22 protein-coding genes and 1 riboswitch are annotated in these 24803 nt (G+C 73.5%); of the genes, 7 read left to right on the plus strand and 15 right to left on the minus strand.

From position 1 onward, the window contains the following. Window positions 1-235: 235 nt before the first annotated feature. The 12 genes from coaBC to pyrR all read right to left on the minus strand — a co-directional run bounded on the left by coaBC (window position 236) and on the right by pyrR (window position 14581). Window positions 236-1429: a bifunctional phosphopantothenoylcysteine decarboxylase/phosphopantothenate--cysteine ligase CoaBC gene (gene coaBC, locus EV372_RS01605; RefSeq protein ID WP_130398702.1), complete on the minus strand. Its 1194-nt coding sequence runs from the start codon at window positions 1427-1429 to the stop codon at window positions 236-238. 229 nt (window positions 1430-1658) lie between these two features. Further along, window positions 1659-1925, minus strand: coding sequence for a DNA-directed RNA polymerase subunit omega (gene rpoZ, locus EV372_RS01610; RefSeq protein ID WP_013154112.1), 267 nt, complete (start codon window positions 1923-1925; stop codon window positions 1659-1661). Between the two features lie 122 nt (window positions 1926-2047). Beyond that, window positions 2048-2635, minus strand: coding sequence for a guanylate kinase (gene gmk / locus EV372_RS01615; RefSeq protein ID WP_013154113.1), 588 nt, complete (start codon window positions 2633-2635; stop codon window positions 2048-2050). 466 nt (window positions 2636-3101) lie between these two features. Further along, window positions 3102-3425 (minus strand): integration host factor, actinobacterial type, encoded by a 324-nt coding sequence (gene mihF / locus EV372_RS01620; RefSeq protein ID WP_017565056.1) that lies wholly within the window; start codon window positions 3423-3425, stop codon window positions 3102-3104. A 409-nt stretch (window positions 3426-3834) separates the two neighbouring features. Next, the gene (pyrF, locus tag EV372_RS01625) at window positions 3835-4551 is read right to left on the minus strand and encodes an orotidine-5'-phosphate decarboxylase (RefSeq protein WP_130394538.1); all 717 of its coding nucleotides are present in this window, start codon (window positions 4549-4551) and stop codon (window positions 3835-3837) included. 317 nt (window positions 4552-4868) lie between these two features. Then, the gene (locus EV372_RS01630; protein ID WP_019610768.1) at window positions 4869-5810 is read right to left on the minus strand and encodes a dihydroorotate dehydrogenase; all 942 of its coding nucleotides are present in this window, start codon (window positions 5808-5810) and stop codon (window positions 4869-4871) included. 53 nt (window positions 5811-5863) lie between these two features. Continuing rightward, on the minus strand, window positions 5864-6763 hold the full coding sequence (locus tag EV372_RS01635; protein WP_130394540.1) for a dihydroorotate dehydrogenase electron transfer subunit: 900 nt from the start codon (window positions 6761-6763) through the stop codon (window positions 5864-5866). A gap of 296 nt (window positions 6764-7059) precedes the next feature. Further along, the gene (gene carB, locus EV372_RS01640; protein WP_130394542.1) at window positions 7060-10362 is read right to left on the minus strand and encodes a carbamoyl-phosphate synthase large subunit; all 3303 of its coding nucleotides are present in this window, start codon (window positions 10360-10362) and stop codon (window positions 7060-7062) included. Between the two features lie 16 nt (window positions 10363-10378). Next, a complete protein-coding gene (gene carA / locus EV372_RS01645; RefSeq protein ID WP_130398703.1) occupies window positions 10379-11515 on the minus strand; it encodes a glutamine-hydrolyzing carbamoyl-phosphate synthase small subunit in 1137 nt (378 codons plus the stop codon). Between the two features lie 53 nt (window positions 11516-11568). Next, entirely contained in the window at window positions 11569-12870 is a 1302-nt protein-coding gene (locus EV372_RS01650) for a dihydroorotase (RefSeq protein ID WP_130394544.1), read from the minus strand. A gap of 167 nt (window positions 12871-13037) precedes the next feature. After that, window positions 13038-13946 carry an aspartate carbamoyltransferase catalytic subunit gene (locus tag EV372_RS01655; protein ID WP_130394546.1) on the minus strand — a complete coding sequence of 303 codons (909 nt, stop codon included), beginning with the start codon at window positions 13944-13946 and terminating at the stop codon, window positions 13038-13040. Then, window positions 13946-14581, minus strand: a complete 636-nt coding sequence (gene pyrR / locus EV372_RS01660; RefSeq protein ID WP_130394548.1) for a bifunctional pyr operon transcriptional regulator/uracil phosphoribosyltransferase PyrR — start codon at window positions 14579-14581, stop codon at window positions 13946-13948. Before pyrR ends, EV372_RS01655 begins: the two co-directional genes overlap by 1 nt. 499 nt (window positions 14582-15080) lie before the next feature. On the opposite strand from pyrR, the gene bldD reads away from it, so the two are divergent. Together bldD and EV372_RS01670 are read left to right on the plus strand one after the other, a co-directional pair. Beyond that, window positions 15081-15575, plus strand: a complete 495-nt coding sequence (gene bldD / locus EV372_RS01665) for a transcriptional regulator BldD (protein WP_013154123.1) — start codon at window positions 15081-15083, stop codon at window positions 15573-15575. 339 nt (window positions 15576-15914) lie between these two features. Beyond that, window positions 15915-16529: a GNAT family N-acetyltransferase gene (locus EV372_RS01670; protein ID WP_197044348.1), complete on the plus strand. Its 615-nt coding sequence runs from the start codon at window positions 15915-15917 to the stop codon at window positions 16527-16529. Here the strand turns inward: EV372_RS01670 and metF are convergent. After that, window positions 16462-17370, minus strand: a complete 909-nt coding sequence (metF, locus tag EV372_RS01675; protein ID WP_130398705.1) for a methylenetetrahydrofolate reductase [NAD(P)H] — start codon at window positions 17368-17370, stop codon at window positions 16462-16464. The two genes, EV372_RS01670 and metF, sit on opposite strands and share 68 nt — an antisense overlap. A 294-nt stretch (window positions 17371-17664) precedes the next feature. Between metF and EV372_RS01680 the strand changes: the two genes are divergently transcribed. The 4 genes from EV372_RS01680 to EV372_RS01695 all read left to right on the plus strand — a co-directional run bounded on the left by EV372_RS01680 (window position 17665) and on the right by EV372_RS01695 (window position 22340). Continuing rightward, on the plus strand, window positions 17665-18747 hold the full coding sequence (locus tag EV372_RS01680; protein WP_130394550.1) for a polyprenyl synthetase family protein: 1083 nt from the start codon (window positions 17665-17667) through the stop codon (window positions 18745-18747). A gap of 115 nt (window positions 18748-18862) precedes the next feature. After that, window positions 18863-20191 (plus strand): DUF418 domain-containing protein, encoded by a 1329-nt coding sequence (locus EV372_RS01685; RefSeq protein WP_130394552.1) that lies wholly within the window; start codon window positions 18863-18865, stop codon window positions 20189-20191. Between the two features lie 100 nt (window positions 20192-20291). Beyond that, window positions 20292-21185, plus strand: a complete 894-nt coding sequence (locus EV372_RS01690; RefSeq protein WP_130394554.1) for an SDR family oxidoreductase — start codon at window positions 20292-20294, stop codon at window positions 21183-21185. Window positions 21186-21335: 150 nt separating this feature from the next. Further along, window positions 21336-22340: a zinc-binding dehydrogenase gene (locus tag EV372_RS01695; protein ID WP_130394556.1), complete on the plus strand. Its 1005-nt coding sequence runs from the start codon at window positions 21336-21338 to the stop codon at window positions 22338-22340. On the opposite strand, the gene thiE is transcribed toward EV372_RS01695, so the two are convergent. Beyond that, window positions 22337-23008: a thiamine phosphate synthase gene (thiE, locus tag EV372_RS01700; RefSeq protein WP_130394558.1), complete on the minus strand. Its 672-nt coding sequence runs from the start codon at window positions 23006-23008 to the stop codon at window positions 22337-22339. The genes EV372_RS01695 and thiE overlap by 4 nt on opposite strands. Window positions 23009-23087: 79 nt before the next feature. After that, complete coding sequence (locus EV372_RS01705) at window positions 23088-23441, minus strand: Rv2175c family DNA-binding protein (protein WP_019610781.1); 354 nt, start codon at window positions 23439-23441, stop codon at window positions 23088-23090. Window positions 23442-23523: 82 nt separating this feature from the next. Further along, window positions 23524-23635: riboswitch (TPP riboswitch) on the plus strand. Here EV372_RS01705 and thiO point away from each other — a divergent pair. Then, entirely contained in the window at window positions 23604-24800 is a 1197-nt protein-coding gene (gene thiO / locus EV372_RS01710) for a glycine oxidase ThiO (RefSeq protein ID WP_156095255.1), read from the plus strand. It overlaps the preceding riboswitch by 32 nt. Window positions 24801-24803: the final 3 nt, after the last annotated feature.

A 24803-nucleotide genomic window follows, 5' to 3' on the forward strand; every position in this document is an offset into this window, starting at 1 on the left:
GCTGCTGGCTGACATGTGCCGGTGCGGCACGGGCGCCCCCGGCTGCCTGCCGGGGCGGCCAATACCGACCGACGGGGTTGGTTATTGGTCCACTGTAACGGGACTGCTGGGGGCGGGCACCCCGCGGACGACCTCCCCGGTCGCCACGGGTGCACGTTGAAGTCTGACGTACTCCGCGGTGGGAATCCAGTCCTGGACACCCGCTGGTTCGGCCGGGCCGCGCCGGGCGGGCGCTTCAGCCCAGGCGCGGCAGGACCAGGTCCCAGACACGGTCGGCGAGGTCCTCCTTGGGCCCGGTGGGCACGTCCACCGCGCTGCCGTCCGAGCCCAGGATGACGGCCTGGTTGTCCTCGGTGCCGAACGCGCGCCCGCCGCCGACCTGGTTGACCACGAGCAGGTCGCAGCCCTTGCGGGCCAGTTTGGCGCGGCCGTTGGCGATCACGTCGTCGGTCTCGGCGGCGAAGCCCACGACGGTCTGCGCCAGCCCCTCGGCGTCGCGCGAGGCGACCAGCCCGGCGAGGATGTCGGGGTTCTCGGCCAGCTCGATGGGCGCGGGCGTCGCGCCGGGGCTCTTCTTGATCTTGGAGGCGGCGCTGGCGACCGGCCGGAAGTCGGCCACCGCGGCGCTCATCACGATCGCGTCCGCGCCGACGCGCTCGGCCTCCATGGCCTCGGCCAGCTCCACGGCCGAGCCCGCGCGCACGACGCGCACCCCGGCCGGGTCGGGCAGGGAGACGTTGGCGGCGACCAGGGTCACGTCGGCGCCGCGGGCGGCGGCGGTGCGCGCCAGGGCGTACCCCTGCTTGCCCGAGGAGTGGTTGCCCAGGAAGCGGACCGGGTCGACGGCCTCGCGGGTACCGCCCGCGGAGACCACCACGCGCCGTCCGGCCAGGTCGGGGGCGGCGGTGCCGCGGCGCAGCACGAGGCGGGCGGCCTCGAACAGCTCGGAGGGCTCGGGCAGGCGCCCGCGTCCGGTGTCGGCGCCGGTCAGGCGGCCCACCGCCGGGTCGAGGACGACGGCGCCGCGCGAGCGCAGGGTGGCCACGTTGGCCTGTGTGGCGGGGTGCTCCCACATCTCGGTGTGCATCGCGGGCGCGAACACCACCGGACAGCGCGCGGTGAGCAGGGTGTTGGTGAGCAGGTCATCGGCCAGGCCCGCGGCGGCCCTGGCCATGATGTTGGCGGTGGCCGGGGCCACGAACACCAGGTCGGCCTCCTGGCCGATGCGCACGTGCGGGACCTCGTGGACCCCGTCCCACACTCCGGTGGCGACGGGCTGGCCGGACAGGGCGGCCCAGGTGGGCTCACCGACGAAGCGCAGGGCCTCGGCGGTGGGCACGACCCGGACCCGGTGGCCGGACTCGGTCAGGCGGCGCAGCAGTTCGCAGACCTTGTAGGCGGCGATGCCGCCGCCGACGCCGAGGACCACGCGGGGAACGTTTGTGTCACTCACAGAAAGGAGTTCTACCAGCCCCCGGCCGCCCCGCGCGCGCCAGGGGGCGCGGCGGGCGGCGCGCGGAACGCGCGGGTCGCGCGGGAGTCCGCGGGACGAGTCGAGCCGTCAGCGAGGAACGAGCCAGGCGCTGACGAGGACGAAGGGTCCGGTTCTCCGCGCCCCGAGCCCCGTGCGGGCTCGCGAGCACGCGGAGACAGGTGGGTCAGGAACCCTCGTAGGGCTCCGCGGTGAGCAGGCCGGACCTGACCTCGCGCAGGGCGATGGACAGCGACTTCTCCTGGACCTGGGTCTCCACCAGCGGGCCGACGTACTCCAGCAGGCCCTCGCCCAGCTGGGCGTAGTAGGCGTTGATCTGGCGGGCCCGCTTGGAGGCCATGGTGACCAGGCTGTACTTGCTGTCCACCAGTTCCAGCAGATCGTCGATCGGCGGGTTGGTGATGCCTTCGGCGACGGGCTCGGTACCAGCCACTTCATTACCCCCAGGAATGTTCCGCGGCTCGTCGTGGAGCCGCGGTGGACGGACGTTGGGGCGCCGTCGGGACGGTTCCCGGCGCGGCGCGGACGGCGCGGGCCCTCCGGGCCCGGCCGCTATCACACCTTGGGCGCGGTGATCAACGCTAGCAGCTCGTCGCCCACTTCCTGCACGGACGTGTTGACGAGGGTGGTGTCGAACTCCTTCTCGGCGGCCAGCTCGACCCTGGCCACGTCCAGGCGGCGCTGGATCACCTCGTCGGACTCGGTGCCGCGTCCGGTGAGGCGGCGCACCAGCTCCTCCCAGGAGGGCGGGGCGAGGAAGACGTGCAGGGCGTCGGGCATGGACTCGCGCACCTGGCGGGCGCCCTGGAGCTCGATCTCCAGCAGGACGGGCACTCCGGCGCGCAGGCGCTCCTCGACGGGTCGGCGCGGGGTGCCGTAGCGGTTGCCCGCGAACTGGGCCCACTCCAGGAGCTGGTCCTCGGCGACGAGGCGGTCGAACTCCTCGTCGGTGACGAAGTGGTACTGGACGCCGTCCTGTTCGCCCGGGCGGGGGCGGCGCGTGGTGACCGAGACCGAGAGCCACACGTCGGGGTTCTCACGACGCAGGTGGGCCACCACCGTGCTCTTGCCCACACCCGAGGGTCCGGACAGCACGGTCAGCCGCTTCTGCGCCGGGCGGGACTGGGATCCGGGATCGGGCATGTGTGTTCGAGGCTTCCCTTCGGGCCCGCCCGCCACGGGCGGGGCCGTGGCCCTCGCGTCGCGCTCCGGCGGGCCGAAGCCGGTCCGGGCGCCGTCACCGTGCGGGCGGTCTGGTGTGCGGGGTGTCCGCGTACGGTCGCGGGAAGCTCCCTTTATACCACCGGGCTGCGGCAAAGAGTCCTGACCCGCCACGACACACGCCGCGCCCGGGGTAAGCCAAGGGCTGCGGCAAAGAGTCCTGACCCGCCACGACACACGCCGCGCCCGGGGTAAGCAAAGGGCCGCGGCGCGGCGGACGGTCGTGACCTGGGGTCACCCGTCCGCCGACCGCGGCCCGGCCTGGCTCACCGGGGGTCGGCCGCTGTCGCGGCGTGGTGTGCGCCGCGACTGTGGGGGACGCGGCGGACCGGTGCACTGCGTTCAGGTGCTGCTCGGTACTGCTGGGTGCTGCGGGTACTGCCTGGTGCTACTTGGTGAGGTCGCCGAACTCGGCCTCGAGGGCGGCGCGCTGGTTGGTTCCCAGACCGCGGACACGGCGCGACTCGGCGATGTTGAGCCGCTCCATGATCTGCTTGGCCCGGACCTTGCCGACGCCGGGAAGGGATTCGAGCAGAGCCGAAACCTTCATCTTGCCGATGACGTCGTCCTTGAGGCCGTTGGAAAGGACCTCGGACAGCGAGATGCCGCCGTTCTTCAGCTTGTTCTTGACCTCCGCGCGCTCTTTTCTGGCCTTGGCGGCCTTGGCCAGAGCCGCGGTGCGCTGTTCGGGTGTCAGGGGAGGAAGGGCCACGCCGGGTCACCTCGGATTTCTACTCGTTTGTAGAGGGCGGACGCCTGCGCAAGTTAGTAGGTCTGACCCCTGTTAGGCAACGCAAAGTGCCCTTTCAGCGGCTATTTCGTCGAACTAACTACGGGGAGTTGTTATTCGACTGCACTGCGAGACGAAAACCAGGACTTTAGTCCCGATTGGAGGAGGCACGAAGGGTGCCACCAGCGCAGGTCACACAGGGGTGACGCGGGTCACTCTCGGCAGTACCCGGCGGGTTTCGGACACGCCAAATCAGTAACTGACAGTGACCCATAATCGGTCGTGTCAGACTCCCGTGCACCGGTTCGTCTCCCTGATCCGTCGATCCCTTCGCCCAACACCTCCGGACACCGTCGAAGGGCGCCCGCGCGGCCCCCTCCCCCTTCGCTCCCTACACGCGCACACCCGCCCGGCGCACGGCCGCCGCGAGGGAGGCCGCCGCCGCCCCCGGGTCCGGCGCGCGGGTGATGGGACGGCCGATGACCAACAGGTCCGCGCCCGCCGCCACGGCCTCCTCCGGGGTCGCCACGCGCGACTGGTCGCCCCTGTCCGCCCCCGCCGGGCGCACGCCCGGCGTGATGAGGGTGACGTCCGGCCCGACCTCGGAGCGGAGCAGGGCCACCTCCTGGGGCGAGCAGACCAGCGCGCGGGCCCCGGCGCCCACCGCCAGGACCGCCAGGCGCCGCACCGCGTCGCGGGCCGGACCGAGCAGCCCCACCTGCTCCAGGTCGTCCTCGTCCATCGAGGTGAGCACCGTCACGGCGGCGATCCTGGTCTCCGGCGCGGCCTCCACCGCGGCCCGGACCATGTCCGCCCCTCCTGCGGCGTGGACGGTCAGGATCGAGGGCCGCAGGCCCGCGACGCTGCGCGCGGCGCCGGCGACCGTGGCCGGGATGTCGTGCAGCTTCAGGTCGAGGAAGACCCCCACCCGGCTGGCCCCGCGCACCGCGCTGACCACGTCGGGGCCGTAGCGCAGGTACAGCTCCAGTCCCACCTTGACCGTGCTCACGTGCGGCGCGACCGCGGAGGCCCAGGTGGCCGCGGTCTCCAGGTCCCTGGCGTCGAGCGCCACGGCGATGGGCGCGGAGGGCGCGGTGGTCTCGGTCATGTCGGTATCTCCCATCGTGTGCCGCCGACCGGGGTCGGCGCGTGCAAGGCACGGACGTACTTGCGGACGTGCTTACCGCGGCACCTGAGAATGCACGTTCGCTGTCATGTGCACACCATCAAGTGTGCGGTTCCCCGGATGAGCCGCTTCATGCGCCCCACCCGTGTCACTTCCCCGTAACGGCCTCCCAGACGGCCGCAGACGGGACGTAACGGTCAGGACAGTGGTAGAGACCAATTGCGCGTGTTTGGTCGCACAGCGCCATCTGAACGCCGTTCAGGCCGGTCAGGGCCCTTGCGCGCCGCGCGCCCGGCCTGTCACGCCCCCACACCCGTCCGGTGCGCGGCGCCCACCAGGTCGGCGGCCCGCCTCAGCCCGCGGGCCTCCAGCAGCTCGGTGAACTCACGGAGCACGCGGGCGCACGCCGAGGGGTCGGAGAAGTTGACCGTGCCGACCGCCACCGCGGAGGCCCCGGCCGCCATGAACTCCATCACGTCGGCGCCCGTGCGGACCCCGCCCATCCCGATGATGGGCACGTCCGGGAGCGCCTCGTGCACCCGGTAGACGCACCCCACCGCCAGCGGGCGGATCGCGGGCCCCGACAGCCCGCCCATCCCCCCGGCCACCGCCGGGCGCAGCGTGCGGGTGTCCACGGCCATGCCGCGCACGGTGTTGACCATGGACAGCCCGTCCGCGCGCGCCTCCACGCACGCGGCGGCCAGCTCCACCACGTCGGGCACGTCGGCGGCGAGCTTGGCCAGCACCGGCAGCCCCGAACGGGTGTGGGAGCGTACCGTGCGCACCACGGCCGCGGCCTGGGCGGCGTCGTCCACGTAGCGGCGCCCGGCGGGGTCGGACGGGTCCGGGCTGGAGAGGTTGACCTCGATCGCGCTGACCCCGTCGGCGGCGGAGACGCGTCTGGCGAGTTCGCCGAACTCGGCCATGCCGGTGCCCGCGACGGAGACGATCGCCCGTCCGCCGCGGGAGAGCAGCCAGGGCAGGTCCCGTTGGAGGAACACGTCCACGCCCGGGCCCTGCATGCCCGTCGTGCTGAGCATCCCGCTGGGCGTCTCGGCCATGCGCGGGGACGGGCGCCCGGCGTGGGGCTCCAGCATCACCGACTTGGTGGTGACGGCGCCGATCGAGGCGATGTCGAAGAACTGGGCCAGCTCGCGGCCCGCTCCGGCGCACCCGGCGGCGGTGACCACGGGGTTGGGCAGCTCCCAGCCGCCCAGCCGGGTCCTGAGGTCTGCGTTCAACTCTCTCACCCACTGTCTGGTGGTGGACGGGCCCCGGGGCGGGTCCGGGGCCCTCAGGCGATGTCGCGGGCCGTCTCCGCGGCGCGGGCCGCGCTGGAGCCCTTCCAGCCCGGGGCGCCCAGGGCGTCGAAGGGGATCGTGCCCACGTCGTCGAAGCGCACCTGCTCGCCCCGGAAGACCGGGCCGTCCACGCAGGAGCGCACCATGCGGGTGATCCCGTCCTCGCCCACCACCGGGATGACGCAGGTCATGCAGATCCCGGTGCCGCAGGCCATGGTCTCCTCCACCGCCACCTGGACGGGGATGCCGTGGCTGGCCGCCACGGAGGTGACCGCGCGCAGCATCGGCATGGGGCCGCAGGCGTAGACGGCGTCGGACCGGCAGTCCTCGATCACCCGGCCCAGGACGTCGGTGACGCGGCCGCGGGTGCCGAAGGAGCCGTCGTCGGTGGTGAAGGCGGCCGTCTCGGCGATGCGGCGGGCGGTGATGGCGCTGAACACCCGGTCGGCGGAGGCGGCGCCCAGCACGAAGTCCACCCGGCAGCCGCGCCTGCGCAGCGACTGGGCGAGCGGGAACAGCGGGGCGCTGCCCGAGCCCCCGCCCACCAGCACGCAGTTGACCGGCTCGCGGGGCAGCGGGAAGGGGCGGCCCAGGGGGCCGACCACGTCCAGCAGGTCGCGCGAGCGGCGCTCGGAGAGCCAGGCGGTGCCGGTGCCCCGCACCGAGAACAGGAACTCGACGGTGCCGCCGTAGTCGGGCTTGACGTCGTGGATGGCGAAGGGGCGGCGCAGCAGGGTGCTGGAGTGGTCGCCGCCGACCGCCACCGACACGAACTGCCCGGAGCGGAACCGCTCGGCTATGCCCGGGGCGACCACGGTGATGGCGTAGTAGGCGTCCACCCTGCGTACGTTCAGCACGGGGCACCTGGTCTGCACCGGTCCGTTGTCGCTCATCAGGTCGTGGCGCCCGGGCCCGGTGTCGCGGACACCGGGGCGTCGGCGCCGCCCTCCCCCCTCTGGGTTTCCTGCGTCGTCCTGTGCGCCAACCGTATAGGCGGGGGCGCCGTGGACACACCGTCCACGGCGCCCCCGCCCCCGGGCCCGCGCGGACCGGGGCCCGGGGAGACGCCGCTGGGTTCTGTTCTTCGAACCGGCCTCGGCTCGTGGGGGGTCGGTCCGGGCGCCGAGGGCTCCCGTCCTCCGGGCGCCCGAACACGGACCGAAGCGAAGCGGAGGTCCAAAAAACGCTGCTAGGCCCGGCTGGCGGTGAGGGTGCTCGCGTGCTCCTGGAGGGAGCGCACGCCGAGGTCCCCGCGCACCCGCGCCTCGATGGCCTGGACCGCGGCGGCCAGGCCCTGCACGGTGGTCACGCTGGGCACGCCGCGCACCACGGCCGCGGTGCGGATCTCGTAGCCGTCCAGGCGCGGTCCGGCCTGCCCCGCGCTGCCGAAGGGCGTGTTGACGATGAGGTCGACGCCCCCGGAGTGGATGAGCTGCACGATGGTGGGCTCGCCCGCCGGGCCGCTGCCCTCGCTGTGCTTGCGCACCACGGTGGCGTGCACGCCGTTGCGGCGCAGGACCACGGCGGTGCCCTCGGTGGCCAGGATCTCGAAGCCGAGGTCGGCCAGGCGCTTGACCGGGAAGATCATCGAGCGCTTGTCTCGGTTGGCCACCGAGACGAACACCCGGCCCCGTTCGGGCAGGGAGTCGTTGAGGGCCAGCTGCGACTTGGCGTACGCGGCGCCGAACTCGGTGTCCAGGCCCATGACCTCGCCGGTGGAGCGCATCTCGGGGCCGAGGATGGTGTCGACCCCCTCGCCCTTCTTGTCGATGAAGCGGTTGAAGGGCAGCACGGCCTCCTTCACCGACACCGGGGCGTCCACGGGCAGGTCGCCGCCGTCGCCGCGGGCGGGCAGCATGCCCTCCTCGCGCAATTCGGCGATGGTGGCCCCGGCCATGACGCGGGCGGCGGCCTTGGCCAGCGGCACCGCGGTGGCCTTGGACACGAACGGCACGGTGCGCGAGGCGCGCGGGTTGGCCTCCAGGACGTTGAGCACGCCGGAGGCGAGCGCGTACTGGACGTTGATCAGACCGCGCACGCCCGTGCCGCGGGCGATGGCCTCGGTGGAGTAGCGGATGCGCTCGATGTCCTCGCGGCCCAGGGTGATGGAGGGCAGGGTGCACGCCGAGTCGCCGGAGTGGATCCCGGCCTCCTCGATGTGCTCCATGACCCCGCCCAGGTACAGGTCGCGGCCGTCGTAGAGGGCGTCGACGTCGATCTCGATGGCGTCGTCGAGGAAGCGGTCGATGAGCACCGGGTGCTCGGGGCTGACCTCGGCGTTGCGCTCGATGTAGTCGGCGAGCATCGTCTCGCTGTAGACGATCTCCATGCCGCGGCCGCCCAGCACGTAGGAGGGGCGGACCATGACGGGGTAGCCGATCTCGTCCGCGGCGGCCTTGGCCTCGGCGAAGGAGTAGGCGGTGCCGTACTTGGGCGCGGGCAGCCCGGCGTCGGCCAGGACCTTGCCGAACTCGCCGCGGTCCTCGGCCAGGTCGATCGCCTCGGGGCTGGTGCCGATGATGGGCACCCCGGCGTCCTTGAGGCGGCGGGCCAGGCCGAGCGGGGTCTGGCCGCCCAGCTGGACGATGACGCCGACGACCGGTCCGGCGGCCTGCTCGGCGCGCACGACCTCCAGCACGTCCTCCAGGGTGAGCGGCTCGAAGTAGAGCCGGTCGCTGGTGTCGTAGTCGGTGGAGACCGTCTCGGGGTTGCAGTTGACCATCACGGTCTCGTACCCGGCGTCGGAGAGGGCGAAGGAGGCGTGGACGCAGGAGTAGTCGAACTCCACGCCCTGGCCGATCCGGTTGGGTCCCGAGCCCAGGATGATGATCTTGGGGCGGTCGCCCGTGGGGACCTCGGTCTCCTCGTCGTAGCTGGAGTACAGGTAGGGCGTGCTGGCCTCGAACTCGGCGGCGCAGGTGTCCACGGTCAGGTAGACGGGGTGGACGCCCAGGGCGTGGCGCAGCTCGCGGACCACGTCCTCGCTGCGGCCGGTGATCTGGCCGATCTGGAGGTCGGAGAAGCCCAGCCCCTTGACCTGGCGCAGCAGGTCGGCGTCGAGCTTGGGGGCGTCGGCCAGGACGCGGGCCGCCTCCTCCAGGCGCAGCATCTGGTCCACGAACCAGGGGTCGATGCGGGTGGCCTCGTGGACCTCCTCGACGGTGGCCCCGGCGCGCAGGGCCTGCTGGACCTGGCGCAGGCGGTGCTCGGTGGGGGTGGCGGCCAGGCGCAGCAGCTCGTCCTTGTCGCCGGGCTCGCCCTCCCAGGTCAGGCCGACGCCCTTCTTCTCCAGGGAGCGCATGGCCTTCTGGAGGGCCTCGGGGAAGGAGCGGCCGATGGCCATGGCCTCGCCCACCGACTTCATGGTGGTGGTCAGGCCGGGGTCGGCGCCGGGGAACTTCTCGAAGGCGAAGCGGGGCACCTTGACGACGACGTAGTCGAGCGTGGGCTCGAAGCTGGCCGGGGTCTCCCGGGTGATGTCGTTGGGGATCTCGTCCAGGGTGTAGCCGACGGCGAGCTTGGCGGCGATCTTGGCGATCGGGAAGCCGGTGGCCTTGGAGGCCAGCGCCGAGGAGCGCGACACGCGCGGGTTCATCTCGATGACGATGACCCGGCCGGTGGTGGGGTGGACGGCGAACTGGATGTTGCAGCCGCCGGTGTCCACGCCGACCTCGCGGATGACGGCGATGCCGATGTCGCGCAGCTTCTGGTACTCGCGGTCGGTGAGGGTCATGGCGGGGGCGACGGTGATGGAGTCGCCGGTGTGCACGCCCATGGGGTCGAGGTTCTCGATGGAGCAGACGACCACGACGTTGTCGTTGGTGTCGCGCATCAGCTCCAGCTCGTACTCCTTCCAGCCGAGGATGGACTCCTCCAGGAGCACCTCGGTGGTCGGGGAGAGCGCCAGGCCCTGCCCGGCGATGCGGCGCAGTTCGGCCTCGTCGTGGGCGAAGCCCGAGCCCGCGCCGCCCATGGTGAAGGAGGGGCGCACGACGACGGGGTAGGAGAGCTCCTCGGCCGCGGCCAGGCACTCCTCCAGGGTGTGGCAGATGCGCGAGCGGGCGGACTCGCCGCCGATGCGCTCGACGATGCCCTTGAAGCTCTCGCGGTCCTCACCGGACTGGATGGCCTCGATGTTGGCGCCGATGAGCTCGACGCCGTACTTGGCGAGGACGCCCGCCTCGTCCAGGGCGACGGCGGCGTTGAGGGCGGTCTGCCCGCCCAGGGTGGGCAGGAGCGCGTCGGGGCGCTCCTTGGCGATGATCTTCTCGATCATCTCGGTGGTGATCGGCTCCACGTAGGTGGCGTCGGCGATCTCCGGGTCGGTCATGATCGTGGCCGGGTTGGAGTTGACCAGGATGACCCGCAGGCCCTCGGCCCGCAGAACCCGGCAGGCCTGGGTGCCCGAGTAGTCGAACTCGGCCGCCTGCCCGATCACGATCGGGCCGGAGCCGATCACGAGGACGGATGAAAGGTCACTACGGCGCGGCATGCTCTGCTTCCTCTTGCTACTTGGCAGCCGGAGCGGGCTGGGCGGACATCAGGTCGACGAACGCGTCGAAGAGTTCGGCGGCGTCGTGGGGGCCGGCGGCGGCCTCCGGGTGGAACTGGACGCTGAACGCGGGGCGGTCCAGCAGCCGCAGGCCCTCGACGACGCGGTCGTTGAGGCCGATGTGGCTGACCTCGGCCCGGCCGTAGGGGGTGTCGAAGGGCTCGTCGAGGGGGGCCTCGACGGCGAAGCCGTGGTTCTGGCTGGTGATGGCGACCCTGCCGGAGCGGGTGTCGATCACCGGCTGGTTGACGCCCCGGTGCCCGAAGGGCAGCTTGTAGGTGCCCAGGTCCAGGGCGCGGCCCAGGATCTGGTTGCCGAAGCAGATGCCGAAGAGCGGCCTGCCCGCGTCCAGGACTCCGCGCATGGCGGTGACGGGTCCGTCGGCGGTGGCGGGGTCGCCGGGGCCGTTGCTGAAGAACACCCCGTCCGGGTCCAGGGCGAGGATCTCCTCCGCGGTGGCGGTGGAGGGCAGCACGGTGACCCGGCACCCCCGCTCGGCCAGGCGCTGGGGGGTCATGGCCTTGATGCCCAGGTCCACGGCGGCGACGTGGAAGCGGGCGGGCACGCCCTCGGGCGGCAGGACCTCGTAGGGCTCGCCGGTGCTGACCTCGGCGGCCAGGTCGGCCCCGGCCATGGTGGGCTGCTGGCGCACGCGCTCCAGCAGGGCCCGCGGGTCGGTCTCGGTGGTGCTGATGGCGGCGCGCATGACGCCCTTGTCGCGCAGGTGGCGGGTGAGGGCGCGGGTGCCGGTGAGGGCGATGCCGACCACGCCCTGGCGGCGCAGCTCCTCGTCCAGGGTGCGCTCGGCCCGCCAGTTGGAGGTGATGCGGGCGGGCTCGCGCACGACGTACCCGGCGACCCAGACGCGGCCGGACTCGGGGTCGTCGTCGTTGACGCCGGTGTTGCCGATGTGGGGGGCGGTCATCACCACGATCTGGCGGTGGTACGAGGGGTCGGTGAGGGTCTCCTGGTAGCCGGTCATGCCGGTGTTGAAGACCGCCTCGCCGAAGGTCTCCCCGGTGGCGCCGAAGGAGCGGCCGTGGAAGACACGGCCGTCCTCGAGTACCAGAATCGCGGGTCCGCTCTCGGACACGTTCGCCCCCTCCTCCGCCGGGCCGCGGGCGGCCCGGGTGTTCTGTTCTGTGCTCACTGGATCTTCCCCTCCAGGACGGTCGGGGCGCCGCGCAGGAACGTGGCGCGCACCTGGCCGGGCAGGGTCATGCCCCGGAAGGGGGTGTTGCCGCTCTTGCTGACCATGGCCGCGCCGTCCACGTCGACGGCGGCGGCCGGGTCGTACAGGACCACGTTGGCGGGCTGGCCGACCGCCAGGTCACGCCCGTGGTCGTGGACCCGGCCGATGCGGGCCGGTGCCGCGGACATGCGGTCGGCGACGTCGGCCCAGGTCAGAAGACCGGTGTCGACCATCGTGCGCTGCACGACCGCCAACGCCGTCTCCAGGCCGACCATTCCCATGGCGGCGGTGGACCACTCGGTCTCCTTGGCCTCCGCGGGGTGGGGGGCGTGGTCGGTGGCGACGATGTCGATGGTGCCGTCGGCCAGGCCCTCGCGCAGCGCCTGGACGTCCTCGGCGGTGCGCAGGGGCGGGTTGACCTTGTAGACGGGATCGTAGCCCTCCACCAGCTCCTCGGTCAGCAGGAGGTGGTGGGGTGTGACCTCGGCGGTGACGTCGCAGCCGCGGGCCTTGGCCCAGCGGATGATGTCGACCGAGCCCTTGGTCGAGACGTGGCACACGTGCAGGCGCGAGCCCACGTGCTGGGCGAGCAGGCAGTCGCGGGCGATGATCGCCTCCTCGGCGACCGCGGGCCAGCCGGGCAGGCCGAGGCGGTCGGAGACGGAGCCCTCGTTCATCTGGGCGCCCTGGGTCAGGCGCGGCTCCTGGGCGTGCTGGGCGATGACGCCGTCGAATGCCTTGACGTACTCCAGGGCGCGGCGCATGAGCAGGGCGTCGGAGACGCAGATGCCGTCGTCGGAGAAGACGCGCACGCCCGCGGCGGAGTCGGCCATGGCGCCGATCTCGGAGAGGCGCTCCCCGGCCAGGCCGACGGTGACGGCGCCGACGGGGCGCACGTCGCAGTACCCGGCCTCGCGGCCCAGGCGCCAGACCTGTTCGACGACCCCGGCGGTGTCGGCGACGGGGTCGGTGTTGGCCATGGCGTGGACGGCGGTGTAGCCGCCCACGGCGGCGGATCGGGAGCCGGTGGCGACCGTCTCGGCGTCCTCGCGGCCGGGCTCGCGCAGGTGGGTGTGCAGGTCCACCAGACCGGGCAGGGCGATCAGGCCGGTGGCGTCGACGGTCCGGGCGCCCTCGGGGGCGTCCAGGTCCCGGCCGGTCGCGGCGATCCGGCCGTCGGCCAGGAGCAGGTCGACGGGGTCGCCGCCGAGGGGGCGGGCGCCGCGGATCAGGTGCGGTCCGTGGGTGTCGGGCATCGCGGTGTTGGCTTCCTCGTGTTCTGGGATGGGGAGGGGCGGCGCGGGGCCCCGGGGCGCGCCGGCGGGCCGGGCGCGGCGGGGGCCGGGGCCGCCCGGGCCCGTGGCGGGGCCTCGCGTCCCTCGGGTGCGGTGGCGCGGGGCACAGGGGCCCCGCGGCCGGGCTGTCAGGAGCCGCCGAGCAGCAGGTAGAGCACGGCCATGCGCAGGCTGACGCCGTTGGCGACCTGCTCGGTGACGGTGCAGCGGGGCGAGTCGGCGACCTCGGCGGAGATCTCCATGCCGCGGACCATCGGGCCGGGGTGCATGACGATCGCCTCCTCGGGCATGCGGGACAGGCGCTCGCCGTCCAGGCCGTAGTTACGGCTGTACTCGCGCGTGGACGGGAAGAACGACTCGTGCATGCGCTCGGCCTGTACCCGCAGCATCATGACGACGTCGGACTTGGGCAGGACGTCGTCGAGGTCGTAGGAGACCTCGCACGGCCAGGTGTGCACCGAGACCGGCAGCAGGGTGGGCGGCGCGACCAGGGTGACGTGCGCGCCCAGGGTGGTGAGCAGCAGCACGTTGGAGCGGGCGACCCGGCTGTGCAGGATGTCGCCGACGACGGCCACCCGCAGCCCCTCCAGGCGCCCCAGGCGCGAGCGCATGGTGAAGGCGTCCAGCAGGGCCTGGGTGGGGTGTTCGTGGGTGCCGTCGCCCGCGTTGAGGACGGACCCGTCCACCCAGTTGGCGAGGCGGCGGGCGGCGCCGGAGGCGCTGTGCCGGATGACGACGCCGTCGGCGCCCATGGCCTGGAGGGTCAGCGCGGTGTCCTTGAGGCTCTCGCCCTTGGAGACGCTGGAGCCCTTGGCCGAGAAGTTGATGACGTCCGCGGACAGGCGCTTGGCGGCCAGCTCGAAGGAGGTGCGGGTGCGGGTGGAGTCCTCGTAGAAGAGGTTGACCACGGTGCGCCCGCGCAGGGTGGGCAGCTTCTTGACGGAGCGGTCGCCGACCTGGGCGAGTTCGGCGGCGGTGTCCAGGATGAGGGTGGCCTCGTCGCGGGAGAGGTCGCCGGTGGAGAGCAGGTGGCGCATCAGTCGTTCCCCTCGGTGGCGCCGGGGCGGGTGCGGGGGCGGGACGGGCCGAGCAGCACCGCGTCGTGTCCGTCGGTCTCCTCCAGGCGCACGGTGACGCTCTCGCGCAGCGAGGTGGGCAGGTTCTTGCCCACGTAGTCGGCGCGGATGGGCAGCTCGCGGTGGCCTCGGTCGACCAGGACGGCGAGCTGGACGGCGCGGGGGCGCCCCAGGTCGCCGAGGGCGTCCAGGGCGGCGCGGACGGTGCGGCCGGAGAAGAGGACGTCGTCGACGAGGACGACGACGCGGTCGTCGAGCCCGCCCGGGGGGATCTCGGTCCGGCCGAGGGCGCGGACGGGGGCGGAGCGCAGGTCGTCGCGGTACATGGTGATGTCGAGCGAGCCCGCGGGGACGGTGAGGTCCTCCACCCGTTCGATGCGCCGTGCCAGGCGGTGGGCGAGCGGGACCCCGCGCGAGGGGATGCCCAGGAGGGTGACGTCCCGGCCCCCCTTGGTGCGTTCGAGCACCTCGTGGGCGATGCGGGTCAGCGCCCGGTTGATCTCGCTGCCGTCGAGGACGGCGCGGGTGCCCTCGGGCACCTCGGGTGCGGGGGAACCGCCACCGGCGTCACCGGTCGTCGGTTTTTGCGCACGCAAAGTAGTGACTCCCTTCCCTGCCTCACTGAACAGGTCGTTAAAGGATGTCGATCGGATCCACGCTACCAGCGACGTTCGCGACCCCCGTGAGGCGGCCGATGACCCGAGGTCACTAATGTGACTCTGGTCACACCGCAAGCGCACGCGTACCCCCTGAAATGTGGTCATGTCATCACCCAGTGGATACGGCAACGAAGGGGCCGAAACCTGAAATACCCAGGAGGAACGGGCTTTTCGTGCCATCGTGACGCACGACTCCTCCCGCTCGGTCCCGACATGAGAGGTGTCTCACTTACGCACGGTTTGGCCACCGATTAGTCGCGTTTCACACCAACGGCTTGACCTGGAAGGCAGACCCCCCTACCGTCACTGTCTGTAACCACTGCCGGGTGGGGTTGCAACCCGTGACCATCCGCTGGACCGCCCAGGCGGCCCGCCGAGTACGAGCGGACGTCCCCCCACCACGCCAGCCACTGTCACGGCCGGGAGCGACAAGAAGATGCCATCCGAATACGCGAAGTCCCTCGGTGCGCGACTGCGTGCCATCCGCACCCAGCAGGGCCTGTCCCTGCACGGGGTGGAAGAGAAGTCCCACGGCCGCTGGAAGGCCGTCGTGGTGGGCTCCTACGAGCGCGGCGACCGCGCCGTCACCGTCCAGAAGCTCGCCGAGCTGGCGGACTTCTACGGCGTGCCGATGTCGGAGCTGCTGCCGGGCGGCGCGGCTCCCACCCCGCTGGGCCCCACGCCCAAGCTGGTCATCGACCTGGAGCGCATGCAGCAGCTGCCGCAGGAGAAGGCCGGGCCGCTGTCCCGCTACGTCGCCACGATCCAGAGCCAGCGGGGTGACTACAACGGGCGGGTGCTCTCCATCCGCCAGGAGGACCTGCGCTCACTCGCGGTCATCTACGACAAGTCGCCCGGGGACCTGACCGAGGAGCTCATCAACTGGGGCGTCCTCGACCCCGAGGCGCGCCGCGCGGTCGACGCCTTCTGACCGGTACCCGGACACCGGGACGACCGAACAGATCCACACCCGCTCGACGAGAACCGGCGACCCCGCAGGGGCGCCGGTTCTCGTCGTGTCCGCCCGGCCGGGGACTGGCCGGCGGACGGGGCGGAGCGGCGCGGCCGGACGTGGGGCTTCCCCTCCCCAACCCGACCGCGCCGCCCTCCCGCCGGAGGGGGGTCCGACGGAGCGCGTCGAACTCATGTTCGACACGATCCAGTTAACCCCAGGCCGCCGGACCCGTCAAGGACCCCGCCCGGCGGTGCGCGCACCCCGTCCTCGCGCGAATCCCGGGACTCGGCGGGGCCGGGGAACTACCCTTGGCCCGTGGTAGCCGATACCGAGTTGCGCGAGCTGGCCCCGCCCGCCTTCACGCACGCCGTCCCCGCGCTGCTCCAGGTGTACGAGGCCGCCATGCGGCCGCCCCCGGAGCAGTTGCCCGGGCGCGCCTCCGTCATGAGGGGCCACGCCCGCAACCCGGGCTTTCGCGCGGTGGTGGCCGTGCGCGGCGGCCTTCCGGTCGGCTTCGCCTACGGCTTCCACGGGCACGGCGGCCAGTGGTGGCACGACACGGTGGCGGAGGGGCTGCGCGCGGGCGCGGGGATCCGCCAGGCGCGCCGCTGCCTGTCCGACGCGCTGGAGGTCGCCGAGGTGCACGTCCACCCGGACGCGCAGAACCGGGGCGTGGGCCGCGCCCTGCTCCACGCCCTGTGCCGGGACAGGCCGGAGCGCACCGCGGTGCTGTCCACCCGTTCGGGACCCTCCGCGGCGCGCCACCTGTACCGCTCGTGCGGGTTCACCGAGGTGCTGGAGGACTTCCGCTTCCCCGGCAGCCCCGGTCAGCCCTTCTCGATCATGGCCGCCCGGCTCCCCCTCACGGGCTCCGGTGACCGGAGATCTCCCGGTAGATCTGCCTGGTGGCCGTGGACCGGTTCGAGGTGATGAAGTGGATGCCCGGCGCGCCCTCGGCCAGCAGCCGCTCGCACATGCGCTGGGCGTGCTCGATGCCGAAGGCCCGCACGGACTCGGCGTCGTCGCCGAAGGAGGCGAACTTCTCGGCCAGGTCGGCCGGGAAGGGAGCGCCGGAGAGCTGCTCCGAGCGCGGGATGAACGAGGTGCGCACCACCGGGAAGACCTCGGGGATGATCGGCACCTCGCAGCCGCGCGCGGCCACCCGGTCGCGCAGGCGCAGGTAGTCCTCGGGGTCGAAGAACATCTGGGTGATGGCGTAGTCGGCGCCCGCCTCGCACTTGCGCACGAAGTGGTCGGTGTCGGTCTCGACGTCGGCCGAGCGCGGGTGCTTGTAGGGGAAGGCGGCCACGCCCACGCAGAAGTCGCCGCTGTCCTTGATCAGGCGCACCAGCTCCTCGGCGTAGGTCAGCCCCTGGGGGTGGCGGATCCACTCCCCGTCCGGGTCGCCGGGCGGGTCCCCCCGCACGGCGAGCATGTTGGACACGCCCGCGTCGGCGAGGCGGCCGACGAGGTGGCGCAGCTCGGCGACGGAGTGGTCGACCAGGGTCATGTGCGCGACCGGCAGCAGTGTGGTGTCGGTCGCGATGCGCTCGGTGGTCTCCACGGTCAGCCCGCGCGTGCTGCCGCCCGCGCCGTAGGTGACCGAGACGAAGGCGGGGCCGAGGGCCTCGATCTCCCTGATCGCGCGCCACAGGCGCTCCTGCGCCTGGGGCGTGCGGGGCGGGAAGAACTCGAAGGAGAACATCGGCTCGCCCGCGTCGAGGAGTTCGCGGATGTGACGCGGCCTGGGGGCCGGGCCTCGGGGCGCCACAGGGAGTGTCGGTGCAGCCAGCATGCGCACCAGCTTAGGTCAGACACCCCCGCGGCGGAGGCCCCGTCCCATCCTGTGAGACCCGTGGCGCACGCCACTCCCGAACGCCGCTCCCGAGCGGTGCGACGTGCGGGGACGCGGCTCGGCCCCGCACCCGCCGCGGTGCCCCGCGCGTCCGCGCGTCCGCGCGGGCGGCGCCGGTGACGGTGCCGTCCGTGTCGGCGGCCGGCTGGAAGCGGCCCGACGGGGCGGAGCGGGACCGGGCCGCGCCCGACAGCCGATAATCTGCGGGTCATGGTGCCTTCCTCTTCCCCGCCCGCCTCCGCCGTCATGGCGGTCCGCTCCGGTGTGGACCGCGAACTGACCTCGTTCTGCGCCGGCCACCGGGCCCAGCTGCTGGAGATCGGGCAGGAGCTGGCCCCGGCCATGGACGCGCTGGAGGCGATGATCTCCGGCGGCAAGCGCCTGCGGCCGACCTTCTGCTACTGGGGCTGGCGGGGCGCGGGCGGCGCGGCCGAGGACGAGCGGGTGGTGCGGGCCGCGGCCTCCCTGGAGTTCCTCCAGGCGTGCGCGCTCGTCCACGACGACGTGATCGACAACAGCGACACCCGGCGCGGTCTGCCCGCCACGCACAAGCGGCTGGCCAAGCTGCACGCCGACCAGGGGTGGAGCGGCGACAGCGAGGGCTTCGGCCAGGGCGCGGCCATCCTCATCGGCGACCTGTGCCTGGCCTGGTCGGACGAGATGTACCAGGCCAGCGGCTTTCCGCCGGAGGTGCTGGGCCGGGGGCGGCCCCCCTTCGACGCGATGCGCACCGAGGTCATGGCCGGGCAGTACCTGGACACCCTGGAGCAGGTGCGGGGCACCGGCACACGCGAGGCGGCGCTGCGCGTGATGCGCTACAAGTCCGCCAAGTACACGGTGGAGCGCCCGCTGCACCTGGGCGCGGCCCTGGCGGGCCGCCACGAGGAGCTGGCCGGGGTCTACACCGACTACGGCATCCCGCTGGGGATCGCCTTCCAGCTGCGCGACGACGTGCTGGGTGTGTTCGGCGACCCGTCCACCACGGGCAAGCCCGCCGGGGACGACCTGCGCGAGGGCAAGCGGACGCTGGTCGTGGCCGAGACCCTGGCGCGCGCTGGGGCGGCCGACGCCGAGCGGTTCCGCTCGCTGCTGGGGGCGCCGGACCTGTCGGTGGCCTCGGTGGAGTGGATGTGCTCCCTGATCGAGGGCTCGGGCGCGCTGGCCGTGTGCGAGGAGATGATCGCGGAGTACGCCGACCGGGCCGTCGCGGCCCTGGAGAGCCCCGAGCTGGACGCGTCCGCCCGCGAGCCGCTGCGCCAGCTGGTCGTGGCCGCCACCTCGCGCTCCTTCTGAGGGTCCTTCCCTAGGGGACTTTCCCGGGTCCGCGCCCACCGGGGGCCTGTTGTGTCCGCCTGCCCGCTCCGGTTGAATCACTAACACGACATATCGCGAAACCGGGGAGTCTCCCATGTCTGGACACACCGTTTCCCGCGGTCCGACCGGCACGGGGGAGAGAGCCCTCGCACCGGACCTGGCGCGCGGGTTCATGCTCCTGTTCATCGCGCTCGCGAACACGGCCTGGTACCTGTGGGCGCTCCCGTCCAGCGGGGGCGGCGTCCACCCCGAGCCGGGCGGCGTGCTGGACCGGATCGCGCAGTTCGTCATCGTCATGGCGGTGGACATGCGCAGCTATCCGATGTTCGCCTTCCTGTTCGGGTACGGCATGGTGCAGCTGGCCCGGCGCCAGGAGGCGGCGGGCTCCTCCGTGCGGGAGGTGAACGCGCTGCTGCGCCGCCGCAACCTGTGGCTGCTCGCGTTCGGCTTCGTCCACGCCCTGCTGCTGTGGATGGGCGACGTCCTGGGCGCCTACGGCCTGGCAGGGCTGCTCCTGGGCTGGCTGTTCCTGCGGCGCAGGGACGCCACGCTGCTGGTGTGGTCGGGCGTGTTCACCGGGCTGGCCGCCCTGCTGGCGGCGTTCAGCCTGCTGGGCCTGGCCTTCATGCCCGCGGACGCCCCCTCCTCCTCGGCCGCGTTCAGCACGGACCTGATGGCCGACAACATCGGCGACACCTCGATCCTGGGCGCCGCGCTGGCCCGCGTCCTGGACTGGCCGCTGGTCACGCTGGGCCAGGGGCTGCTGGGCATGGTCGTGCCCGCGGCGATCCTGCTCGGCTACTGGGCCGCGCGCCGCCGGTTCCTGGAGGAGCCGGGCGGGCATCTGGGCCCGCTGCGCTGGACCGCGGCCCTGGGCATCGGCGTGGGGTGGCTGGGCGGGCTGCCCCTGGCCCTGACCCAGATCGGGGTCTGGGACCTGTCCCCCGCGCAGGCGGCCATGCTGACCATGCCGCACATGGTGACCGGGCTGGCCTGCGGCCTGGGCTACGTGGCGCTGATCGCGCTGGCGGCGCACCGGATCCAGGGGCGCGGTCGCGCACCGGGCGCGGTGGTCGGCGCGCTGTCGGCGACCGGCAAGCGCTCGCTGTCGGCCTACCTGGCCCAGTCGGTGCTGTGCGCGCCCCTCCTGTCGGCCTGGGGCCTGGGGCTGGGCGGCGAACTCGCCTCGTGGTCGATGGCCCTGTTCGCGGTGGGCGTGTGGCTGGTGACGGTGGCGGCCTCCTACGCCCTGGAGCGCGCGGGCAGGCGCGGACCGGCCGAGGTGCTGCTGCGCCGCCTGGCCTACCGTCGCCCGGTCGCGCGGGGCGCCCGGGAGGCGGAGGAGCCCGGCGACGCGTCGGGTCGCACGGTCGGGCGCGGACGGGTGCGGGGAGCGGCGGACGGCGAGCGTCCCGCGCCCTGACCTCGGCGTCCCGGGGCGCCGACCGCGCCCGCCCCCGTGGCGCAAAAAGGCGCGTGCCGCTCAGCGTCCGGCACGCCCTCGTAACGCAGGATGGGGTGTCATGGGCGACGATCACACGACAAACCACACCATAGGGGTCACGGGGGCGACCGGGGCGCTGGGCGGGCGGGTCGCCGCGCGGATCGCGCGGCTGGGCAGGCCCCAGCGGCTCATCGTACGCGACATCAACCGCGCTCCCGAGTACCCCGGCAGCAGCGCGGCGATGGCGGCCTACGAGGACTCCACGGCCTTCGAGCGGGCCTGCCGGGGGGTGGACACGCTGTTCCTGGTCTCGGCCACCGAGTCCGAGGACCGGATCGACGTCCACGTGAGCGCGGTGGACGCGGCGGTCAAGGCGGGGGTGTCCTGGATCGTCTACCTGTCCTTCCTGCGCGCGGGCCCGGCGTCCACCTTCACGTTCGCGCGCACGCACTTCTTCACCGAGGCGCACATCCGGTCCACAGGGGTGCGGTACACCTTCCTCAGACCCAGCCTGTACCTGGACCTGCTGCCCGACTGGGTGGACGACGGGGGCGTGGTGCGGGGCCCGGCCGGTGACGGCCGGATCGCGTGGGTCTCGCGCGACGACGTGGCGGACGTGGCCACCGCCGTGCTGACCGACCCCGTGGCCGCGCGCGCCTCGCACGACACCAGCCACGACGTCACCGGCCCGGAGGCGCTGTCCCTGGGCGCGACGGCGGAGAGGCTGGGCGTGCTCACCGGACGCTCGGTGCGCTACGTGCCCCAGACCCTGGAGGAGGCGCTGGAGTCGCGCCGCCGCGGCGGCGCCCCCGACTGGGCGGTCGAGGGCTGGGTGACCTCCTACGCCGCGATCGCCGCCGGGGAACTCAACGTGGTCTCGCCCGCCGTCCCCGACCTGACCGGCCATCCCGCCCAGTCCATCGAGGGCTTCCTGCGGCGCCATCCCAGCGCGCTGTCGCACGTCGCGGTCTGACCTCGGCCCCCGCCCTGCGCGCCGTGCCCCCGTGCGGGGTGCTCCCTGTGCCGTGGATCCCTCCGACGCCCGGCCCTTGACCTCAACAAATATTGAGGTAAGAGGCTGGGCGGTGTCGGAAGCAGGCGGTGCGCACCGAGGGAGAACGGCATGCGAGCGGTACAGGTCGAGGAGTTCGGCGGCCCGGAGGTCCTGGTGGTCCGGGACGTGCCCGAGCCCGAGGTGGGACCGGGCCAGGCGCTGGTGGAGGTCGCCGCGGCGAACGTGATGTACCTGGACACCCTGGTCCGCGGCGGCTGGGGGCTGGACTACTTCCCCGTGGCTCCCCCCTACGTCCCCGGCGCGGGCGTGGCCGGGCGGGTGGTCCGGATCGGCCCGGGCGTGGACCCGGGCTGGGAGGGGGCCGCGGTGGTCGCCGACACCGGGCACACGGACGGGACGCCGGAAAGGCCCACCCTACCCGTGGACGGCTACGCCGAACGGGCCGTGGTCCCGGAGTCGGCACTGGTCAGGGTGCCCGAGGAGGTGGACCCCCGGGCGGCGCTGGCCCTGCTGCACGACGGACCGACCGCGCTGGCGCTGGAGCGGGCGGCGGGCTTCGGGCCCAGCACCACGGTCCTGGTCGCCGCGGCCGCCGGAGGGGCGGGCACCCTCGCCGTCCAACTGGCCCGCACGGCCGGGGCCCGGGTCATCGGCGCGGCCAGGGGCGGTGCCAAGCTGGCCCTGGTCCGCGAACTGGGCGCGCAGGAGACCGTGGACTACTCCGAGCCGGGCTGGCCGGAGCGGGTGCGCGCGCTGACCGGCGGCGCCGGGGTCGACGTGGTCCTGGACGGCGCCGGGGGCGCGCTGGGCGCGGCGGCCTTCGGGACCCTGGCCGACGGCGGCCGGTTCGTCGGCTACGGCTCCGCGGGCGGGAGCTTCACGGAGGTGGACGCGGAGGAGGCCGGGCGCCGCGGGATCGAGGTCCTGGGCCTGTTCGACCTCAAGCAGGCCGACGGCGACCGGCAGGACGCCCTGCGGATGGTGCTGGAGATGGCCCGCATGGGCAGGATCACCCCGCACGTGGGGCTGACCCTGCCGCTGGAGCGGGCCGCAGAGGCGCACGCCGCGCTGGAGGGGCGCACGGTGCTCGGCAAGGCCCTGCTGGTGCCCTAGGGCCGGGCGGCGCGGGCCGCCAGGCGCTGGCGCAGAGCGGCGGCGGCGGCCCGGGGGTCCTCCGCCTCCGTGATCGCGCGCACGACCACGACCCGGCGGGCCCCGGCGTCCAGCACGCGGTCGATGTTGTCGGCGTCGATCCCGCCGATGGCGAACCAGGGGCGGTCGGTGCCCAGCGCGGCCGCCTCCTCCACCAGCTCCAGCCCGGCGGCCGGGCGGCCCGGCTTGGTGGGGGTCGCCCAGGTCGGTCCGACGCAGAAGTAGTCGCTGCCGGGCTCCTCGGCGGAGGCGGCCGCGGCGGCGACGTCGTTGTTGGAGCGGCCGATCACGGGGTCGGCACCGATGATGTCGCGGGCCATGGGCACGGGCAGGTCCCGCTGGCCCAGGTGGAGGACGTCGGCGCGCACGGCGCGGGCGATGTCGGCGCGGTCGTTGACCGCGAGCAGGGCGCCGTACCGCTCGCACGCCTCCTTCATCACCTCCAGGGCCGCGATCTCCTCGCGTGCCTCCAGGCCCTTGTCCCGGAGCTGGATGATGTCCACTCCCCCGGCCAGGGCCGCGTCGGCGAACTCGGCCAGGTCGCCCCGACCGGTCCGGGCGTCGGTGCACAGGTACAGAAGCGATGCGTCCAGGCGCTTGCGCAGGCTGGTTCCGTGGCTGGTCCTCACACGGTCCACCCTAGGCCCTGGCGCGTTCGGACCCAAGGGGGAGGGACGCGGCGGCGCGCCCCTCCCCCTTCCGCGCGGACTAGAAGGCCAGGCTCTGGGCCCGGCGGCGCACCTCGGTGCCCCGGTTCTCGCGCATGGCCTGGATCGGCGTGCCCGGCAGGGAGTCGTCGGGGGTGAACAGCCAGCGCAGGGCCTCCTCGGAGGAGAAGCCCGCGTCGGTGAGCAGCAGCAGCGTCCCCGGCAGACCCTTGACCAGGTCGTCGCCGTCGATGAAGGCGGCGGGAATGGAGAGTTCGCCGTCGCGGACCACACCCATCATGCGGTTCTCGCGGATCAGCGTCTTGATCCGGTTCGGGCTCACGCCCAGCGGAGCGGCGGCCTCCTTGAGGGTCAGCCAGTCGCCGATGAGCGTGTCGATGTCGCGTTGTGTCACACCACCAATCTGCCACATCCGCGCACCTCCTTCCCCCCGGCACGGCGCGCGCCGACCACGGGTCCTAGAATGGGGACAGACCCCTACATCCCGCGGGAGCCGGGTGGGACCCGGCTGAGAGGGAGGCTGTGAGCCTCCGACCGCACGAACCTGATCCGGATCATGCCGGCGAAGGGAGTGGAAGCCACAGCCGTGCGCACCTCCAACGATTCCCACCGCGACCGCGTCGTCGTGGTCGGCGGCGGCCTCGTCGGCCGGGTCACCGCCTGGCGCGCCGCCCAACGCGGACTGGGCGTCACCCTGGTCGAGTCCGACCCCGCCCGCGCCGCCTCCACCGTGGCCGCGGGCATGCTGACCCCCGCCACCGAGGCGGCGTTCGGCGAGGAGCCCCTCATGGAGCTGGGCATCCGCTCGGCCCGCATGTACGCGGACTTCGTCGCCGAACTGGAGGAGGCCAGCGGCCTGGACGTCGGACACCGCGCCACCGGCACGCTGCTGGTCGCCTTCGACCGCGACGACCTGGCCGTCCTCACCGAACTGCACGCGCTCCAGCGGAGGCTGGGCATCGCCGCCGAGCGCCTCACCGGCCGCGAGTGCCGCCGCCTGGAGCCCATGCTCGCCCCGTCCGTGCGCGGCGGCGTCCTGGCCCCCGACGACCACTCCGTGGACCCGCGGCGGCTGCTGCGCGCCCTGGCCGCGGCGGGAGAGCGCGCGGGCGTCACCGAGGTCCGCGGGCGGGCCGGGGAGGTCCTCTCCCCCGGCCCCGGGGGCGCGCGGCTGGGCGTGCGCCTGGCCGGGGAGGCCGAGGCGGGGCGGACCCTGCCCGCGCACCAGGTGGTGCTGGCCGCGGGTTGCTGGGGCAACGGCGTCGCGGTCCCCGAACCCGTCGTCCCGCCGCTGCGCCCGGTCAAGGGGCAGCTGCTGCGCGCCCGGGTGCCCGCCGGCGAGCCGCCGCTCGTCAGCCGGACCGTCCGCGGCCTGGTCCGGGGCTTCCCGACCTACCTGGTGCCGCGCGCCGACGGCGAGGTCGTCATCGGCGCCACCCAGGAGGAGCTGGGCCACGACACCTCGCTCACCGTCGGGGGGCTCTGGCAGGTGCTGAGGGACGCGCGCGAACTCGTCCCCGGGGTGAGCGAGCTGGAGGTCACCGAGACCTGCGTCGGGCTGCGCCCCGGCTCCCCCGACAACGAACCCCTCCTGGGGCCCACCCGGGTCCCGGGACTGCACCTGGCCGCCGGGCACTTCCGGCACGGGGTCCTGTTGACCCCGGTGACCGGGGAGGCCATGGCCCGGGCCCTGACCGACGGAGACCTGCCCGAGTACGCCCGCCGTTTCACGGCACGACGCGCAAGTAGGTAGTAG

Source organism: Nocardiopsis sp. CNZ308, from assembly GCF_004217075.1.

Coding starts and splice junctions, on each gene's coding strand:
- EV372_RS01695 (WP_130394556.1), top strand. CDS start 21,336: ATGCGAGCGGTACAGGTCGAGGAGTTCGGCGGCCCGGAGGTCCTGGTG.
- pyrF (WP_130394538.1), bottom strand. CDS start 4,551: ATGACCGAGACCACCGCGCCCTCCGCGCCCATCGCCGTGGCGCTCGAC.
- bldD (WP_013154123.1), top strand. CDS start 15,081: ATGCCATCCGAATACGCGAAGTCCCTCGGTGCGCGACTGCGTGCCATC.
- carB (WP_130394542.1), bottom strand. CDS start 10,362: ATGCCGCGCCGTAGTGACCTTTCATCCGTCCTCGTGATCGGCTCCGGC.
- EV372_RS01655 (WP_130394546.1), bottom strand. CDS start 13,946: ATGCGCCACCTGCTCTCCACCGGCGACCTCTCCCGCGACGAGGCCACC.
- EV372_RS01690 (WP_130394554.1), top strand. CDS start 20,292: ATGGGCGACGATCACACGACAAACCACACCATAGGGGTCACGGGGGCG.
- thiO (WP_156095255.1), top strand. CDS start 23,604: ATGCCGGCGAAGGGAGTGGAAGCCACAGCCGTGCGCACCTCCAACGAT.
- EV372_RS01635 (WP_130394540.1), bottom strand. CDS start 6,763: ATGAGCGACAACGGACCGGTGCAGACCAGGTGCCCCGTGCTGAACGTA.
- EV372_RS01650 (WP_130394544.1), bottom strand. CDS start 12,870: ATGCCCGACACCCACGGACCGCACCTGATCCGCGGCGCCCGCCCCCTC.
- EV372_RS01685 (WP_130394552.1), top strand. CDS start 18,863: ATGTCTGGACACACCGTTTCCCGCGGTCCGACCGGCACGGGGGAGAGA.
- gmk (WP_013154113.1), bottom strand. CDS start 2,635: ATGCCCGATCCCGGATCCCAGTCCCGCCCGGCGCAGAAGCGGCTGACC.
- EV372_RS01680 (WP_130394550.1), top strand. CDS start 17,665: ATGGTGCCTTCCTCTTCCCCGCCCGCCTCCGCCGTCATGGCGGTCCGC.